15 protein-coding genes are annotated in these 16,490 nt (G+C 61.0%); 12 read left to right on the top strand and 3 right to left on the bottom strand.

Annotation, left to right across the window (positions count from 1 at the left end):
• Positions 1–10: 10 nt before the first annotated feature.
• Entirely contained in the window at positions 11–769 is a 759-nt protein-coding gene (mlaA, locus tag ACP3TA_RS23280; protein ID WP_033643913.1) for a phospholipid-binding lipoprotein MlaA, read from the top strand.
• Between the two features lie 117 nt (positions 770–886).
• Here the strand turns inward: mlaA and fadL are convergent, their stop codons facing one another.
• Positions 887–2,227: a long-chain fatty acid transporter FadL gene (gene fadL / locus ACP3TA_RS23275; protein ID WP_042785124.1), complete on the bottom strand. Its 1,341-nt coding sequence runs from the start codon at positions 2,225–2,227 to the stop codon at positions 887–889.
• Between the two features lie 405 nt (positions 2,228–2,632).
• Between fadL and ACP3TA_RS23270 the strand changes: the two genes are divergently transcribed.
• The 4 genes from ACP3TA_RS23270 to sixA all read left to right on the top strand — a co-directional run bounded on the left by ACP3TA_RS23270 (position 2,633) and on the right by sixA (position 7,473).
• Complete coding sequence (locus ACP3TA_RS23270; protein ID WP_072145088.1) at positions 2,633–2,929, top strand: YfcZ/YiiS family protein; 297 nt, start codon at positions 2,633–2,635, stop codon at positions 2,927–2,929.
• A 196-nt stretch (positions 2,930–3,125) separates the two neighbouring features.
• Entirely contained in the window at positions 3,126–4,436 is a 1,311-nt protein-coding gene (fadI, locus tag ACP3TA_RS23265; protein ID WP_042785123.1) for an acetyl-CoA C-acyltransferase FadI, read from the top strand.
• Positions 4,436–6,601: a fatty acid oxidation complex subunit alpha FadJ gene (fadJ, locus tag ACP3TA_RS23260; protein WP_047025283.1), complete on the top strand. Its 2,166-nt coding sequence runs from the start codon at positions 4,436–4,438 to the stop codon at positions 6,599–6,601. Before fadI ends, fadJ begins: the two co-directional genes overlap by 1 nt.
• Before the next feature lie 389 nt (positions 6,602–6,990).
• Entirely contained in the window at positions 6,991–7,473 is a 483-nt protein-coding gene (gene sixA / locus ACP3TA_RS23255; protein WP_004936230.1) for a phosphohistidine phosphatase SixA, read from the top strand.
• Positions 7,474–7,542: 69 nt separating this feature from the next.
• Here the strand turns inward: sixA and smrB are convergent, their stop codons facing one another.
• Complete coding sequence (gene smrB / locus ACP3TA_RS23250; protein WP_197665936.1) at positions 7,543–8,073, bottom strand: endonuclease SmrB; 531 nt, start codon at positions 8,071–8,073, stop codon at positions 7,543–7,545.
• A 170-nt stretch (positions 8,074–8,243) separates the two neighbouring features.
• Between smrB and prmB the strand changes: the two genes are divergently transcribed.
• The 6 genes from prmB (at position 8,244) to ACP3TA_RS23220 (ending at position 12,933) form a co-directional block, all read left to right on the top strand.
• Positions 8,244–9,176, top strand: a complete 933-nt coding sequence (gene prmB, locus ACP3TA_RS23245) for a 50S ribosomal protein L3 N(5)-glutamine methyltransferase (RefSeq protein ID WP_025160157.1) — start codon at positions 8,244–8,246, stop codon at positions 9,174–9,176.
• A 65-nt stretch (positions 9,177–9,241) separates the two neighbouring features.
• Complete coding sequence (gene aroC / locus ACP3TA_RS23240; protein ID WP_033643909.1) at positions 9,242–10,327, top strand: chorismate synthase; 1,086 nt, start codon at positions 9,242–9,244, stop codon at positions 10,325–10,327.
• 5 nt (positions 10,328–10,332) lie between these two features.
• Positions 10,333–11,160: a penicillin-insensitive murein endopeptidase gene (gene mepA, locus ACP3TA_RS23235; RefSeq protein ID WP_025303719.1), complete on the top strand. Its 828-nt coding sequence runs from the start codon at positions 10,333–10,335 to the stop codon at positions 11,158–11,160.
• 3 nt (positions 11,161–11,163) lie between these two features.
• Complete coding sequence (locus ACP3TA_RS23230; protein WP_047025284.1) at positions 11,164–11,970, top strand: sulfite exporter TauE/SafE family protein; 807 nt, start codon at positions 11,164–11,166, stop codon at positions 11,968–11,970.
• A gap of 91 nt (positions 11,971–12,061) precedes the next feature.
• Positions 12,062–12,619: an elongation factor P hydroxylase gene (locus ACP3TA_RS23225; RefSeq protein ID WP_033651970.1), complete on the top strand. Its 558-nt coding sequence runs from the start codon at positions 12,062–12,064 to the stop codon at positions 12,617–12,619.
• 32 nt (positions 12,620–12,651) lie between these two features.
• The gene (locus tag ACP3TA_RS23220) at positions 12,652–12,933 is read left to right on the top strand and encodes a YfcL family protein (RefSeq protein ID WP_016926855.1); all 282 of its coding nucleotides are present in this window, start codon (positions 12,652–12,654) and stop codon (positions 12,931–12,933) included.
• A 40-nt stretch (positions 12,934–12,973) separates the two neighbouring features.
• On the opposite strand, the gene mnmC is transcribed toward ACP3TA_RS23220, so the two are convergent.
• Positions 12,974–14,995, bottom strand: a complete 2,022-nt coding sequence (gene mnmC, locus ACP3TA_RS23215) for a bifunctional tRNA (5-methylaminomethyl-2-thiouridine)(34)-methyltransferase MnmD/FAD-dependent 5-carboxymethylaminomethyl-2-thiouridine(34) oxidoreductase MnmC (RefSeq protein ID WP_206196223.1) — start codon at positions 14,993–14,995, stop codon at positions 12,974–12,976.
• Positions 14,996–15,165: 170 nt separating this feature from the next.
• On the opposite strand from mnmC, the gene fabB reads away from it, so the two are divergent.
• Positions 15,166–16,386, top strand: a complete 1,221-nt coding sequence (gene fabB, locus ACP3TA_RS23210; RefSeq protein ID WP_016926857.1) for a beta-ketoacyl-ACP synthase I — start codon at positions 15,166–15,168, stop codon at positions 16,384–16,386.
• Positions 16,387–16,490 lie beyond the last annotated feature (104 nt).

The raw sequence follows: 16,490 nt of genomic DNA, 5'->3' as shown, positions 1-16,490 counted from the left end.
GGAGAAAAATATGAACTTTCGCCTGACTGGGGTGGCATTCGCAGCGGCATTACTGGTGGGCTGTGCCAGCGCGCCAGACAATGAGCCGCAAGGGCGTTCCGATCCTCTGGAAGGATTTAACCGGACGATGTTCGACTTCAACTACAACGTCCTGGATCCTTATATCCTGCGTCCGGTCGCGGTGGCCTGGCGTGACTACGTGCCGATGCCGGCGCGTAACGGCATCAGCAACTTCACCTCCAACCTGGAAGAGCCGGCCAGCATGGTCAACGCCTTCCTGAAGGGGGATCCTTACCGCGGGATGATCCACTTCAACCGTTTCTTCCTGAACACCCTGCTCGGGATGGGCGGCCTGATCGACGTGGCCGGCATGGCCAACCCGAAACTGGCGCGCGAAGAGCCGAACCGTTTCGGCAGCACGTTGGGGCATTACGATGTGGGCTACGGTCCGTACGTGATGCTGCCGGGCTACGGCAGCTTTACCCTGCGTGAAGACGGCGGCGACTTTGCGGATACGCTGTATCCGATGCTGAGCTACCTGACTTTCTGGATGTCGGCGGGCAAATGGGTGGTCGAGGGTATCGAAACTCGCGCTCAACTGCTGGATTCCGACGGCCTGCTGCGCAACTCCTCCGATCCTTATGTCATGGTGCGCGAAGCTTACTTCCAGCGCCACGACTTCATCGCCAACGGCGGTTCGCTCAAGCCGGAAGAGAACCCGAACGCCAAGGCGATTCAGGGCGATCTGGACGAGATCGACTCGCAGTAACCGCCGGCTTTATGCCCATGAAAACCCGCCGTCTGGAGGGTTTTTTTACGCCCGCTGCGAGCGACAGGCAAAGAAAAAGCGCCCCGCGGGGCGCTTTGGCATCCATCTCAAGCGAGATTAGAAGCGGTAGTTGAAGTTGGCGCCGTACAGCCAGGCTTTACCCACCGAGTTGAAGGTGTAAGGACCTTCATTGATGGTGACTTTCTGGCCGTGCATGTAGGACACGCCGACGTCAACCGAGGCGTCTTTGTTGAACGCATAGGTAGTACCGGCACTCAGCCAGAAACGATCCTGATCGGGAATGGAAATCGAACGGTTTTGGGCAGGCACCGGGCTATCATCGAAGGCGATACCGGTACGGAAGGTCCAGTTGTCGTCGTAGAAGTAGGTGGTGCCCAATGCGATACGGTAGGCATCGCGGAAGCCTTCATGCTTCTCGAACAGCGTCTGGCCGTTGTTGCCGGTGGCTCTCAGCTCCTGGAACTGGCTCCAACTGGTATAAGCCAGGCTGTAGTGAACGGCCCACTGCGGCGCCACTTTGTTGTAACCGGACAGCTCCCACATTTCCGGCAGGTTCAGATCCAGAGAACCTGGAATGGTGCTGCCGCTGGTGCCCCACGGTAAACCAACGCCCAGCGCCTGGGTAATTGGGTTGTACTGTGCCGGCAGGCTGCTCTTGTAATCGCCGTCGAACTTGATTTTCACTTCAGAGCGATAGGTGAAGCCGTAACGGTTGTTTTCATCCACTTCGTAGAGAATACCGGCGTTCCAGCCGAAGCCCCATTTATCGCCTTTCAGGTGAGAAATCTGGGTATCGCCAGGGATTTGAGCGATCATTCCGGCTTGCTGCTGCGTTAATCTACCGGTTTGTAAGCCTTGAGCGGCCAATAGCTTAGGCAATTCACCGGCGTAACGCTCGAGTTTAGCCTTGGCGTAGACGGCGTCAAAGCCCAGGCCAAAGCTGAAGTGTTGGTCCAGACGATAGGCGCCGCTCAGGTTCAGGTTCAGGGTTTCCAGATCGGTTTTACCGCCGTAAGCGCCTGCGGTGTAACCGTTATTGAATTCGGTCGCCAAACCGAAGTTGCTGGTGACCGAGCCGCCTACGGCGAATTGATCGTTAATCGGGTGAACATAATGCAGGTTCGGCACCCAGGCGGTCGGCGCGATGTTTTTCGCATCCAGACTGGCGCGGGAAGGCGAGGTACCGGAAATATCTACGTCCGGATCGATGAAGACTGCGCCGAAAGAGAGTTCCGGGCGGGTATACATCATCAGCAACGCCGGGTTGCGGCTTGCGGAGGCCGCCGTATCCGCCATGGCGCCTTCGCCAGAATACGAACGTCCTAAACCAGCTGATGAGAACTCATTCAGCTGGAATCCTGCGGCAGACACGTTTGAAGAAATAATTGCCACTGCAGCTGCGAGAGCTGATTTAGTCAATAGGTTTTTCTGGCTCATGACCAAAACCTCATTATGTGTTTATTATTTAAACTATTGTTACACGAAGTAACAAGGAGCGCGGGATTGTAGGGTCCGTTATCGTTCAGACAAATCAGACCAGTGGCTGAAGTATAGGTCTGACCTGTGAAAATGTTGCAAGTTTGTTTTTGAAATATTTCCACTCTGATATCAAAAAAGAGATCTGCTTAACAAAAAGACAGTGGTAAATAACAAAATTCTTACCATTTCTTAGCAGGCGCTCATTTTTATTTGTGATTTCCATCACTTAAAACACCCAGTAAAAGTAAGTGCTAGTGATTGCCGGCTTGGGAGCGTAAAATACCCACAGAATTTTGTGGCTTTGCGCCGGTGAATAAAACGGCAATTTGGGCTGATAACAGAGGCCCTTGAGGAGAACCAATCATGTCAGATGCAATTAATAAATGCAGCGCCCAGGAAACCGCCGCGTGTTGCTGCGTGGATGTCGGCACCGTGATGGATAACACCGATTGCACCGCATCCTACAGCCAGGTGTTCAGCAATCAACAAGATGCGGAGGCGATGCTGGCGGCCCTGAGCGAAAAAGCGCGCGCGGTCGAATCCGATCCCTGTGACATCAGCAGTAGCATTAAACCGGTTGACGGCGGCGTACAATTGGAAGCCGATTTTACCTTCGCCTGCCAGGCGGAAACCCTGATCTTCCAGCTCGGCCTGCGTTAATCCCCGCTTTACCCCCGGCGCCGCCTGCTGCGCGCCGGGGATTTCCTTCCCTGCCTCGTTCCCGATAGAAAGTGCGCCTGCTCGCAGTTTTGATCTCTGCCGGTTTGCCAAATGTAACCGTTTGGTTAACAATGACCTCATCAGGTCAGACCTCTTTCTGCCCATTGCGCTGACGTTATTTTCTTCAGGAGCATTTATGAGTAAGGCACTGCCGTTGGTGACCCGTCATGGTGACCGCATTGCGATTGTGAATGGACTGCGTACCCCCTTTGCCAAACAGGCGACCGCCTATCACGGCATTCCGGCGGTGGATTTAGGGAAAACGGCGGTGAGCGAGCTGTTGGCGCGCAGCGGTATCGAGCCGCAACTGATCGAACAACTGGTGTTCGGCCAGGTGGTGCAAATGCCCGAGGCGCCGAACATCGCGCGTGAGATCGTGCTTGGCACCGGCATGAGCGTTCATACCGACGCCTACAGCGTGTCGCGCGCCTGCGCCACCAGTTTCCAGGCGATCGCCAACGTGGCGGAGAGCATCATGGCCGGCAGCATCAGCGTCGGCATCGCCGGCGGGGCGGACTCTTCTTCCGTCTTGCCGATCGGCGTCAGCAAGGCGCTGGCGCGCACGTTGGTGGACGTCAACAAGGCGCGCACGCTGTCGCAGCGCCTCAAATTGTTCAGCCGGCTGAAATTCCGCGATCTGATGCCGGTGCCGCCGGCGGTGGCGGAGTATTCCACCGGCCTGCGCATGGGCGATACCGCCGAACAGATGGCGAAAAGCCACGGCATCACCCGTGAAGCGCAAGATGCGCTGGCGCATCGTTCCCACGAACTGGCGGCCAAGGCCTGGCGGGAGGGGTGGCTGCGCGACGAGGTCATGACCGCCTACGTGCCGCCTTACCGCGCTCAGCTTTCTGAAGACAACAATATCCGCAAAGACTCCAGCCTGGCTTCCTACGCCAAGCTGAAACCGGCGTTCGATCGCAAACACGGCAGCGTCACTGCGGCCAACAGCACGCCGTTGACCGACGGCGCGGCGGCGGTGCTGATGATGAGCGAATCGCGCGCCAAAGCGCTGGGGCTGCAGCCGCTCGGCTATCTGCGCAGTTTCGCCTTCGCCGCCATCGACGTGTGGGAAGACATGCTGCTGGGGCCCTCCTACGCCACGCCGCTGGCGCTGGATCGCGCCGGCATCGGCCTGGCCGATCTGACGCTCATCGACATGCATGAAGCCTTCGCCGCGCAAACGCTGGCCAACCTGAAGATGTTCGCCAGCGAAGCGTTCGCCCGCGAGAAGCTTGGCCGCAGCCAGGCAATCGGCGAAGTGGACATGGACAAATTCAACGTATTGGGCGGTTCTATCGCCTATGGTCACCCGTTCGCCGCCACCGGCGCGCGCATGATTACCCAGACGCTGCGTGAGCTGAAACGCCGCGGCGGCGGGCTGGGCCTGACCACCGCCTGCGCCGCCGGCGGGTTAGGGGCCGCGATGATCGTGGAGGTGGAATGATGAGCGTCGAAAACGCATTGCACGAGCAGCGCGCCAAACCGTCGGCCTTTCAACTGACGATCCGCCCCGACAACATCGGGGTGATCACCATCGACGTGCCGGGCGACAAGGTCAATACGCTCAAGGCCGAGTTCGTCGAACAGGTTAACGACGTGCTGATCCGCGCGCAGCAGCATACTGCGCTGGAAGGGCTGGTGATCGTTTCCGGCAAGCCGGACTCGTTTATCGCCGGCGCTGATATCACCATGATCGCCGCCTGCACCAGCGCCAAAGAGGCGGAAACGCTGGCCAAGAAAGGGCAGAGCACGCTGGCGCAGATCGCCGCCTTCCCGGTACCGGTGGTGGCGGCCATCCACGGCGCCTGCCTGGGCGGCGGGCTGGAATTGGCGCTGGCCTGCCACGGCCGCGTCTGTTCGCTGGATGACAAAACCGCGCTCGGTCTGCCGGAAGTGCAGCTGGGCCTGCTGCCGGGCTCCGGTGGCACTCAGCGCCTGCCGCGCCTGATAGGCGCCGCCAAGGCGCTGGACATGATCCTGACCGGCAAGCACATTCGCGCCCGCCAGGCGCTGCGCATGGGGCTGGTGGACGACGCCGTGCCGCAATCGATTTTGCTGCAGACCGCCATCGAGCGGGTGAAACAGGGCTGGAAGCATCAGCGCGAGCTGCCGTGGCAGGATCGCCTGCTCAACGGCCCGCTGGGCAGAAATCTGCTGTTCAGCATCGTGCGCAAGAAAACGTTGGCGAAAACGCACGGCAACTACCCGGCGGCGGAGCGCATCATTCAGGTGGTGCGCACCGGGCTGGATCACGGCAGCGCCAGCGGCTATGAAGCCGAAGCGCGCGCCTTTGGCGAACTGGCGATGACGCCGCAATCGGCGGCGTTGCGCAGCCTGTTCTTCGCTTCCACCGCGCTGAAAAAAGAGCGGGGCGGCGATGCTCAGCCGCGCGCCTTGCATCGCGTAGGCATTCTCGGCGGCGGCCTGATGGGTGGCGGCATCGCCTGCGTCACCGCCACGCGCGGCGGTTTGCCGGTTCGCATCAAAGATATCAATGAAACCGGCATCAATCATGCGCTGAAATACAGTTGGGACGTGCTCGGCAAGCGGGTGCGCAGCAAGCGCATGCGCCCGGCGGAACGGCAAAAGCAGATGATGTTGATCTCCGGCTCTACCGATTACACCGGCTTCGAGCAGGTGGATATCGTGGTCGAGGCGGTGTTTGAGGATCTGGCGCTGAAGCAGAAGATGGTGGCCGAGGTCGAAGCGAACTGCGCGCCGCATACCGTGTTCGCCTCCAATACTTCCTCGCTGCCTATCGGTCAAATCGCCGAACAGGCCCAGCGGCCGCAGCAGGTGATCGGTCTGCACTACTTCAGCCCGGTGGACAAAATGCCGCTGGTGGAAGTGATCCCGCACGCCGGCACCAGCGAACAAACCATCGCCACCACCGTGGCGCTGGCGCACAAGCAGGGCAAGACCGCCATCGTGGTGGGCGACAGCGCCGGTTTTTATGTCAACCGCATCCTGGCGCCGTACATCAACGAAGCGGCGCGCTGCCTGCTGGAAGGCGAGCCCATTGAATCGCTGGACAAAGCGCTGGTGGACTTCGGCTTCCCGGTCGGCCCCATCACCCTGTTGGACGAAGTGGGCATCGACGTCGGCACCAAGATCATTCCGGTGCTGGTCGAGGCGCTGGGGCCGCGCTTCGCCGCGCCTGCCGCGTTCGATGCGGTGCTGAAGGACGGGCGCAAAGGGCGCAAGAACGGCCGCGGCTTCTATCTTTACCCGAGCGAGGGGCAGCAGCGTCAGCGGCGTAAGCGCGCGGATACCTCATTGTATACGTTGCTCGGCGTCACGCCGAAGGCGCACATGCTGCCGGCGACCATTGCCCAGCGCTGCGTGATGATGATGCTGAACGAAGCGGCGCGCTGCCTGGATGAAGGCGTGATCCGCAGCGCGCGCGACGGCGACATCGGTGCGGTATTCGGCATCGGTTTCCCGCCGTTCCTTGGCGGCCCGTTCCGTTATATGGATGAACTCGGCGCCGAGAAAGTGGTGAAGACGCTGGACTACCTGCGTCAGCAGCACGGCGAGCACTTCGCGCCGTGCGAGCGCCTGCAGCGCATGGCGCAGCAGGGCGAACGTTTTTACCCGCTGGGGAGTTGAACGCAGGGCGGCCCGATTTGCACTATAGTTGCAACAGGGCCGCGTTGTGATCGCCATCACTCCTTGCGACAGCGTCAGCCCGTGAGGCTGTACAGCAAGGCTGCGGCAGCGGTAAGTTAGCTTGAGCGCCATCAATAATTTTCATGGCGAAAAGGTTAAAATTTAACCCGTTGAATTGATTGTTCTATGAGCAATCGAGGTTTGCCCGGGGAGGATTGCTGTAAAAAACAGCATTTTCTTTACGCAAACTTTCAGGCAAAATGCCCGGCCGCCATAAAGAGACGGCGCGTTATCGTTTTAAAGCTTTGGCTTTGGGGTTGTAAAACTCGGCGGTACAGCACGCACGGCGTTTCTGTATAGCGTTACTTTGTCAACAACAGCGGTGCAATATGCAAGTTTTGATTATGCGTCACGGAGAGGCGGCGCTCGAGGCAGCCAGCGATGCGGTAAGGCCCCTTACCCTGTGCGGCCGCGACGAGTCCCGTCAGATGGCGGCCTGGTTGAACACCAAGTCTGTGGATATTGAACGCGTGCTGGTCAGCCCCTATCTGCGGGCCGAACAGACGCTGGCGACGGTGCGTGAAGCCTTGACGCTGCCGGAGGGCGAAGAAGTGCTGCCCGAACTGACGCCGGGCGGGAACGCCGAACAAGTCGGCAGCTATCTTCAGGCGCTGGCGATGCAAGGGGTGAGCTCGGTGCTGATCGTGTCGCACCTGCCGCTGGTGGGGTATCTGGTGGCGGAACTGTGTCCGGGCGAGTGCCCGCCGATGTTCGCGACCTCGGCGATCGCCAACGTCGATCTGCCGGCGGACGGCAGCTACGGCAAATTTGAATGGCAGGTCAGCCCGTCGCAGGTGATGGCCAAAGTGTGAGCCGCGGATGCGGTGCGGAATAAACTCAGGGCGATGTCTGACATCGCCCTGAGTCGTTTCTGCGGGAGGCTATTCTGCCAGCTCCACCAACAGCAGGACGGCGGCGTTGCCGCCCCATTCCTTCGGCGCCTGATGGAACGCCAGCACGTCGGGATGCTGCGCCAGCCACAGCGGCGTTTGCTGTTTGAGAATGTGTTTGCCGTGCCCGTGCATCACGCAGGCGCAGTGTACATGCTCGCGTTTGCAGGCGGCGATCAGCGCCCCCAATTCCTGCTTGGCCTGCAGCTGAGTCAGGCCGTGCAAATCAAGAAACAGCTCCGGCGAATAATCGCCGCGTCGCAGCTTCTTCAGCTCATACGGGCTGCTGCCGGGGCGCACGTAGCGCGTCGGGCCTTCCTCTTCCAGCTGCGGCTGATATTCATCTGAAAAATAATAGCTGGCATCGACCTGCTCCTGCCGCAGCCGCTGCGGCGCAACCTGTTTGACCTTGAGCTTCGGCGGGCGGTGGACGATGGTGTCCTGGCGCAGCTTTTTTGCGCCCGCCACCGACTCTCTGAAGAGCTGTTGTTCGTCTTTGCTCAGAGGGGGCTTGTTCTTCATGCTTCATTCACCGGAAATCGTTTATTTCGCTAGTTTACCTTGTGAATGAGCGCTGTCGACGCAAAACTCGGGCCAGAGTGAAAAGCGCGAGGGGCGCGCGTGATTTGTCGCGGGCTTCATGGCAAACTATGCGGCTAAATCATGAAACACAGCGCCTGCCGGAGGGCAAATTGGACAAAATTTTCGTCGACGAAGCAGTGAACGAACTGCACACCATTCAAGATATGCTGCGCTGGACGGTAAGCCGTTTCAACGCCGCCAATATCTATTATGGTCACGGAACCGACAATCCGTGGGACGAAGCGGTGCAATTGGTGCTGCCAAGCCTGTTTCTGCCGTTGGACATTCCGGAGGACATGCATACCGCTCGTCTGACTTCCAGCGAGCGCCATCGCATCGTTGAGCGCGTGATCCGCCGCGTCAACGAGCGTATCCCGGTCGCCTACCTGACCAACAAGGCCTGGTTCTGCGGCATGGAATTCTACGTCGACGAACGCGTGCTGGTGCCGCGCTCGCCGATCGGCGAGTTGATCAACGATCGTTTCAGCGCGCTGATCCCGCACCCGCCGCGCCATATTCTCGACATGTGCACCGGCAGCGGCTGCATCGCCATCGCCTGTGGCTACGCTTTCCCGGAAGCGGAAGTGGACGCGGTGGACATCTCCAGCGAAGTGCTGGCGGTGACCGAGCGCAATATTCAGGCGCACGGCGTCGAGCACCAGGTGATCCCGATCCGTTCCGATCTGTTCCGCGACGTTCCCGCGATCCAGTACGATCTGATCGTCACCAACCCGCCGTACGTCGATGCGGAAGACATGTCGGATCTGCCGCAGGAGTTCCGCTTTGAGCCGGAACTGGGGCTGGCGGCGGGCAGCGACGGCCTGAAGCTGGTGCGCCGCATCCTGGCCTGCGCGCCGGACTACCTGACCGACGACGGCGTGCTGATTTGTGAAGTGGGCAACAGCATGGTACATCTGATGGAACAATATCCGGACATCCCGTTCACCTGGCTGGAATTCGAAAACGGCGGCGACGGCGTGTTCATGTTGACCAAACAGCAGCTGGTGGATTGCAAGGATCACTTCAGCCTCTATCGCAGCTAAGCCGCATTTCCAAGGCCCGCATGGCGGGCCTCATAACGATAAAAGACTAACGGTAAGGAGCCGTGATGGCAGGAAACAGTATTGGGCAGATTTTCCGCGTCACCACCTTCGGTGAATCTCACGGGGTGGCGCTGGGTTGTATCGTCGACGGCGTGCCGCCCGGCATCCCGCTCACCGAAGCCGATTTGCAACACGATCTGGACCGCCGTCGTCCGGGCACCTCGCGTTACACCACCCAGCGTCGCGAACCGGATCAGGTGCGCATTCTCTCCGGCGTATTCGAAGGCGTGACCACCGGCACCAGCATCGGTCTGATCATTGAAAACACCGATCAGCGCTCGCAAGACTACAGCGCCATCAAAGACGTGTTCCGTCCAGGGCATGCCGACTACACCTACGAACAGAAATACGGTCTGCGCGACTATCGCGGCGGCGGCCGCTCTTCGGCGCGTGAAACCGCCATGCGCGTCGCGGCGGGCGCTATCGCCAAGAAATACCTGCAGCAGAAGTTCGGCGTGCAGGTGCGCGGCTATCTGGCGCAGATCGGCGACGTGACCTGCGAGCTGAAAGACTGGGATCAGGTCGAACAGAACCCGTTCTTCTGCCCGGATCCGGACAAGCTGGAAGCGCTGGACGAACTGATGCGCGCGCTGAAAAAAGAGGGTGACTCCATCGGCGCCAAGGTCAGCGTGATTGCGGAAAACGTGCCGGTTGGCCTGGGCGAGCCGGTGTTTGACCGCCTCGATGCCGATCTGGCGCACGCGCTGATGAGCATCAACGCGGTGAAAGGCGTGGAGATCGGCGACGGATTCGCCGTGGTGACCAAACGCGGCAGCGAAAACCGCGATGAAATCACCCCGGAAGGCTTCCAAAGCAACCATGCCGGCGGCATTCTCGGCGGCATCAGCAGCGGCCAACCGGTGATCGCGCATCTGGCGCTGAAGCCAACCTCCAGCATCATGGTGCCGGGCCGCACCATCAATCGCCACGGGGAAGCGGTGGAAATGGTGACCCGCGGTCGCCACGATCCGTGCGTGGGCATCCGCGCCGTACCGATCGCCGAAGCGATGATGGCGATCGTGTTGATGGATCACCTGCTGCGCCAGCGTGCGCAAAACGGTGATGTGGTTTCCGACGTGCCTCGCTGGTAATCGCCATGAAAAACTGGATGTTGGGCCTGGTGGCCCTGACGGCCTCCGCTTCCGCCATGGCGCTGACGCCGTGGCAGAAAATCGACCATCCGGTGGCCGGCGCGCCGCAGGCGGTGGGCGGTTTCGCCAACGGCTGCATCATCGGCGCGCAGCCGTTGCCGCTGAATTCACCGGACTATCAGGTGATGCGTACCGACCAGCGCCGCTATTTCGGCCATCCGGATCTGCTGGCGTTCATACAGCGTCTCAGCAGCAAAGCGAACCAGAAAGCGCTGGGCACGGTGCTGATCGGCGACATGGCGATGCCGGCCGGCGGGCGCTTCAGCAGCGGCCACGCCAGCCACCAGTCTGGGCTCGACGTCGACATCTGGCTGCAGCTGCCGCGCCAACGCTGGAGCGCGCAGCAATTGCTCAAGCCGCAGCCGATCGACCTGGTGTCGGGCGACGGCAAACAGGTGGTGGCGAGCCAATGGCAACCGCAGATTGAGTCGCTGATCAAACTGGCGGCGCAGGATGCGGACGTGACGCGCATCTTCGTCAACCCGGCGATCAAGCAGCGTCTGTGCCTGGACGCCGGCGCCGATCGCGCCTGGCTGCACAAGGTGCGGCCGTGGTTCGGCCACCGTGCGCATATGCACGTGCGTCTGCGTTGTCCGGCCGGCAGCCTGGAGTGCCAGGAGCAGGATACGCCGCCGCCGGGCGATGGCTGCGGCGCCGAACTGGCGAGTTGGTTCGTACCGCATCAGCCGAATGCGAAGCCGGGCAAACCCGTGCCGCCGCCGTTACCGCCTACCTGTCAGGCATTGCTGGATCACCATTTCTCAGCGGAATAACACATGGACTGGTTCGTCATTGGCCCCGAGATGCTCGGGGTGTTGTTTGCGGTAGCGCTGCTGGCGGGGTTTATCGACTCCATCGCCGGCGGCGGCGGATTACTGACGGTGCCGGCCTTGCTGGCAGTGGGGGTTCCTCCGGCGCAGGCGCTGGCGACCAATAAGCTGCAGTCGGTCGGCGGCTCTTTCTCCGCCAGTCTGTACTTCATTCGTCGGCGAGCGGTGAACCTCAACGACCAGAAGCTGACGATTTTTCTGACGCTGATCGGCTCGATCGCCGGTGCGATTCTGGTGCAGCACATGCGCGCCGATTTGCTGCGGCAGATGTTGCCGCTGCTGGTGATCGGCATCGGTCTCTATTTCTTGTTGATGCCGCGACTGGGTGAGGAAGATCGTCAACGCCGCCTCGGCGCCTTGCCGTTCGGGCTGGTAGCCGGCGGTTGCGTCGGGTTTTACGACGGTTTCTTCGGCCCCGGCGCCGGCTCATTCTACGCGCTGGCCTACGTGACGCTGTGCGGTTTCAACCTCGCCAAGTCCACGGCGCACGCCAAAGTGCTGAACTTTACCTCCAACGTCGGCGGGTTGGCGCTGTTCATCATCGGCGGCAAGGTGGTGTGGAGCATCGGTCTGGTGATGCTGGTGGGGCAGGTGTTGGGGGCGCGTTTGGGCGCGCACATGGTGCTGACCCGTGGCCAGAAATTGATTCGGCCGATGATCGTGATCGTCTCGCTGGTGATGAGCCTCAAGCTGCTTTACGACAATCACGGCGCAGAGATTCAGCAGTGGCTGTCCGCCTTCGTGCACGGCTGACGATGAAAATGGGCGCCGTTTATGCGCCCGTATCCCCCCGCCGGTTATCGGGTATAATGGCCTCTTTATTTTTGTGGTTATAGAGTTTTTTATGTCAGACACGCAGACCCGCCATCATTATGAGCAGTTGATCGAGATCTTCAATCGCTGCTTCAGCGATGACTACAACACCCGCCTGGTGAAGGGAGACGACGAACCGATCTACCTGCCGGCCGACGACGAATTGCCGTATCACCGCATCGTGTTCGCCCACGGTTTCTACGCCAGCGGCCTGCACGAAATTTCGCACTGGTGCATCGCCGGTGAAGCGCGCCGTCAATTGGTGGACTTCGGCTATTGGTATTGCCCGGATGGGCGGGACGCGCAGACCCAGAGCGAATTTGAAGCGGTAGAGATCAAACCGCAGGCGCTGGAATGGATGTTCTGCGTGGCGGCCGGTTTCCCGTTCAACGTCAGCTGCGACAACCTGAACGGCGACTGCGAGCCGGATCGCATCGCCTTCCAACGCAAGGTGCGCGCCCGGGTATTGGCGCTGCTGGAGCAGGGAATACCCACAAGGCCTGCGCGCTTTATTCAGGCGTTGCAATCGTTCTACAATACGCCACCGTTGGCGGCCGAGCACTTTCCGTATCCGGAAGATCTCAACTGACGCCACAGCCCGTTATTTAATGAGGAAATTTGATGATCGCAGAATTTGAAGCGCGCATTTTGGCGCTGATTGATGACATGGTAGAGCACGCCAGCGATGATGAACTGTTTGCCGGTGGCTACCTGCGCGGTCATCTGACGCTGGCGGTGGCCGAGGCGGAAGAGCAGGGCGAACACACCGCCGAAGCGCTGAAAGCGCGGGTGGAGGAGAGCCTGCACAAAGCGATCGCCGCCGGGGAACTCTCGCCGCCGGATCAGATCCTGGTGCGCGGCATGTGGGAAAACCTCTATCAGGCTGCAACCCCTGCCGCCTGATCGTCATGCCGGGGCGCGTCGCCGCGCCCCTCAAGGTTGATTAAACCGCACGTCCTTTCAGCAATTTCCGCACCCACATCCGATTCGGATTCAACGCCGCCAGCAGGCGCGCATCACCCGGCAACGGTTCGCCGAACAGCTGCGCCGCCAAAATTTCCGCCGCCAACGGCGCCGAGCACAAGCCGCGCGAGCCTAACCCGCCGATAGCGAACAGACCGGGATAGACCGGCGCATCGGCGACGGTTTCGCCGCGCTGGTTCTGCCGCTGCAAATCCTGATACTGTGCCAGCGTGGCCTGATAGTCCGGCAGCGCGCCGACCATCGGCAGATGATCGCGGGTGGCGCTGCGCACGCCGCAGCGCGCCTGATGAGCGCTGACGTCCACCTGCTGCGGCCAGGACTGCTCCGGTAGACAGCGCAGCAGGCGCTCGCGGTTCTCCTGTTGCTCCTGCTCGCGGTAGTCGGTGGCGATGTCGCCGCGCTGGTAGCTGGCGCCAATGCAGTGGTGGCCGTTGTTGGCATTAACCGGCGTCAGGTAACCGTCGTAACACAATACCTGTTTCAATTGACCGAGGGCCGGCGAGGTCGGGATATGCGACACCTGCCCGCGTACCGAATACAGCGGCAGGGCCTCCGTCGGCGCCAGTTCGGCCAACCGATGGCCGTTGGCCAGGATCACCGTCGCATGGCGCCGGCTGTCGCCGTTGGCGAAATCGATGCGCCAGCCGTTTTCTTCACGCGCCAGCGCCTGCGCATCGTGCCGGTAGTGGCAGACCAAGCCCTGACGCTGCGCCAGCGCGATAGCGCCGCGCGTCAGCTCGGCCGGGCAGAGCCAGCCGCCTAGCGGGTAGGTGATGCCGCCAAAGCCGGTATCGACGCCGCACCGTTCGCTGAGCGTCTCGCGGTCGGCCGCCATCGCCAAGGCCTGCGGCCAGTCGGTTTTCAGCATATTGGCGATCTTGGCGCCGCTCTTTTCGTCATAGGCCAACTGGCTGACGCCGCACCACTGGTGATCAAAGGCGACGCCTTGTTGCAACAGGGCATCGTACTGGCGGCGGGCGAAGGGAAACGCGGCGCTGAAAAAGCTCTCCAGCGCGTCGCCGCTGCCGTTCAGCAAAGGATAAATCGCGCCCTGGCGGTTGCCGGATGCGCCCTCTGCCGCCTGTTCGTCGGCGCAGTACAGCGTGACGGTGGCGCCGCGGCGCAGCAAGGCCAGCGCGGTGAGCGCGCTGGCGACGCCGCCGCCGATCAGGGCGATGTCGGCGGTGTTGTCCGCCGCCGGGCGTCGATACCAGGGCGCCGGATGTGCAGCGGGCTGCGCATCGGCCGGGAGCTCGCCGGCGAGCATCTCACGCTTTTGGCCGAAGCCTTTGCAGCGGTTGACCTGAAAACCGGCCTGTTGCAAGCCGCGGCGCACGAAGCCGGCGGCGGTAAAGGTGGCGAAGCTGCCTCCCGGCCGGGCGAAGCGCGCCATGGCGGCGAACAGTTGATCGGTCCACATGTCGGGGTTTTTTGCCGGCGCGAAACCGTCGAGGAACCAGGCATCCACCTGGTTATTCATGCTGGCGTCAAACTGCGGCAGCAGATCGTTGACGTCGCCGAACCACAGATCGAGCGTAATGCGGCCTTCGGCTAACAGCAGGCGATGGCAACCCGGCAACGGCAGCGGCCACTGGGCGCGCAGCTCGTCGGCATAAGGCGCCAACTCCGGCCAGCGTGCATGCGCCGCCGCCAGGTCAGCCTGCTGGAGGGGGAATTTTTCGAAGCTGATAAAGTGCAGGCGCTGCAGCGTCGCGTCCGGCTCAGCCTGACGGAAGCCGGCGAAGGCCTGCCACAGGGTCAGGAAATTGAGCCCGGTGCCGAATCCGGTTTCCGCCACCACCAACAGCGGGCGCGGGTGAGTGGCGAAACGCTGCGGCAGCCGGTTGCCGTGCAGGAAGACATAGCGGGTTTCTTCCAGCCCATCCTGATTGGAAAAATAGACGTCATCAAACTGTTTCGAAACAGGTGTACCCTGTTCGTTCCAGGTTAGCGTTGCGGTTTGGATGGGGGCGTGGTTCACGGTCAATGGCTCGAAATTCAAGGGATGCCGCGAATTCTAACGGCGCTGGCGCCCCGGCGCAAACTGGACAACAATAAAGCTGAAAAACGCTGATCGGACTTGTTCGGCTTACATCTGTACGCTAAAGTGCGATGCAAAATCCCGTAGGTAAATAGTGGAAGAGGTATTGAATGAAACGTGCAGTGATTACTGGCCTGGGAGTTGTCTCCAGCATTGGTAATAACCAGCAGGAGGTCCTGGCAAGCCTGCAGGAAGGACGTTCTGGGATCACTTTCTCCCAGGAGCTGAAAGATTCCGGCATGCGTAGTCACGTATGGGGGCAAGTTAAGCTCGACACTACCGGCCTGATCGACCGCAAGGCGGTGCGTTTCATGAGCGACGCTTCCATTTATGCCTTCCTGGCGATGCAAGAAGCGATCGCGTCTTCCGGCCTGAAGGAAGAAGAGTATCAAAACAACCCGCGCGTGGGCCTGATCGCCGGTTCCGGCGGCGGTTCTCCGCGCTTCCAGGTGTTCGGCGCCGATGCGATGCGCAGCCCGCGCGGCCTGAAAGCGGTTGGCCCGTACGTGGTGACCAAAGCCATGGCTTCCGGCGTTTCCGCCTGCCTGGCAACGCCGTTCAAAATCCACGGCGTGAACTACTCCATCAGCTCCGCTTGCGCGACCTCCGCGCACTGCATCGGCAACGCGGTTGAGCAAATCCAGCTGGGCAAACAGGACATCGTGTTCGCCGGCGGCGGCGAAGAGCTGTGCTGGGAAATGGCCTGCGAGTTCGACGCGATGGGCGCGCTGTCCACCAAATACAACGACACGCCGGAAAAAGCGTCCCGCACCTATGACGCCGATCGTGACGGTTTCGTCATCGCCGGCGGCGGCGGCATGGTGGTGGTTGAAGAGCTGGAGCACGCGCTGGCGCGCGGCGCGCACATCTATGCGGAAATCGTCGGCTACGGCGCGACTTCCGACGGCGCCGACATGGTTGCCCCTTCGGGTGAAGGCGCAGTGCGCTGCATGAAGATGGCGATGCAGGATCTGGATGCGCCGATCGATTACATCAACGTGCACGGCACCTCTACGCCGGTAGGTGACGTGAAAGAGCTGGGCGCCATTCGCGAAGTGTTCGGTGACAACACCCCGGCTATCTCCTCCACCAAGGCGATGACCGGTCACTCGCTGGGCGCCGCAGGCGTGCAGGAAGCGATCTACAGCCTGCTGATGCTGGAGCACGGCTTTATCGCGCCGAGCATCAACATCGAAACCCTGGATGAGCAGGCGGCCGGCATGAACATCGTGACTCAGCCGACTCAGCGCGAGCTGACCACGGTGATGTCCAACAGCTTCGGCTTCGGCGGCACCAACGCCACCCTGGTGATGCGCAAACTGGCGAAATAATTCCGCCTGAGCTTCATCTCGCCATCAAGCCCGCGTTTTCGCGGGCTTTTTACCGTTCAAAGCCCGCCGGGCGAGCGCTCGGAGTTTTCCCAAATCACATCCCC

Origin of the sequence: Serratia sp. 2C06 (assembly GCF_050037615.1) — a bacterium.
GTDB classification, from domain to species: Bacteria; Pseudomonadota; Gammaproteobacteria; order Enterobacterales; family Enterobacteriaceae; genus Serratia; species Serratia ureilytica.
This window is presented reverse-complemented; position numbering and strand designations above follow the sequence as displayed.

Bases quoted from the DNA above. Each gene is read 5' to 3' on its own strand.
- mlaA (WP_033643913.1), top strand. From the start codon at position 11: ATGAACTTTCGCCTGACTGGGGTGGCATTCGCAGCGGCATTACTGGTG.
- fadL (WP_042785124.1), bottom strand. From the start codon at position 2,227: ATGAGCCAGAAAAACCTATTGACTAAATCAGCTCTCGCAGCTGCAGTG.
- ACP3TA_RS23270 (WP_072145088.1), top strand. From the start codon at position 2,633: ATGTCAGATGCAATTAATAAATGCAGCGCCCAGGAAACCGCCGCGTGT.
- fadI (WP_042785123.1), top strand. From the start codon at position 3,126: ATGAGTAAGGCACTGCCGTTGGTGACCCGTCATGGTGACCGCATTGCG.
- fadJ (WP_047025283.1), top strand. From the start codon at position 4,436: ATGAGCGTCGAAAACGCATTGCACGAGCAGCGCGCCAAACCGTCGGCC.
- sixA (WP_004936230.1), top strand. From the start codon at position 6,991: ATGCAAGTTTTGATTATGCGTCACGGAGAGGCGGCGCTCGAGGCAGCC.
- smrB (WP_197665936.1), bottom strand. From the start codon at position 8,073: ATGAAGAACAAGCCCCCTCTGAGCAAAGACGAACAACAGCTCTTCAGA.
- aroC (WP_033643909.1), top strand. From the start codon at position 9,242: ATGGCAGGAAACAGTATTGGGCAGATTTTCCGCGTCACCACCTTCGGT.
- mepA (WP_025303719.1), top strand. From the start codon at position 10,333: ATGAAAAACTGGATGTTGGGCCTGGTGGCCCTGACGGCCTCCGCTTCC.
- ACP3TA_RS23230 (WP_047025284.1), top strand. From the start codon at position 11,164: ATGGACTGGTTCGTCATTGGCCCCGAGATGCTCGGGGTGTTGTTTGCG.
- ACP3TA_RS23225 (WP_033651970.1), top strand. From the start codon at position 12,062: ATGTCAGACACGCAGACCCGCCATCATTATGAGCAGTTGATCGAGATC.
- ACP3TA_RS23220 (WP_016926855.1), top strand. From the start codon at position 12,652: ATGATCGCAGAATTTGAAGCGCGCATTTTGGCGCTGATTGATGACATG.
- fabB (WP_016926857.1), top strand. From the start codon at position 15,166: ATGAAACGTGCAGTGATTACTGGCCTGGGAGTTGTCTCCAGCATTGGT.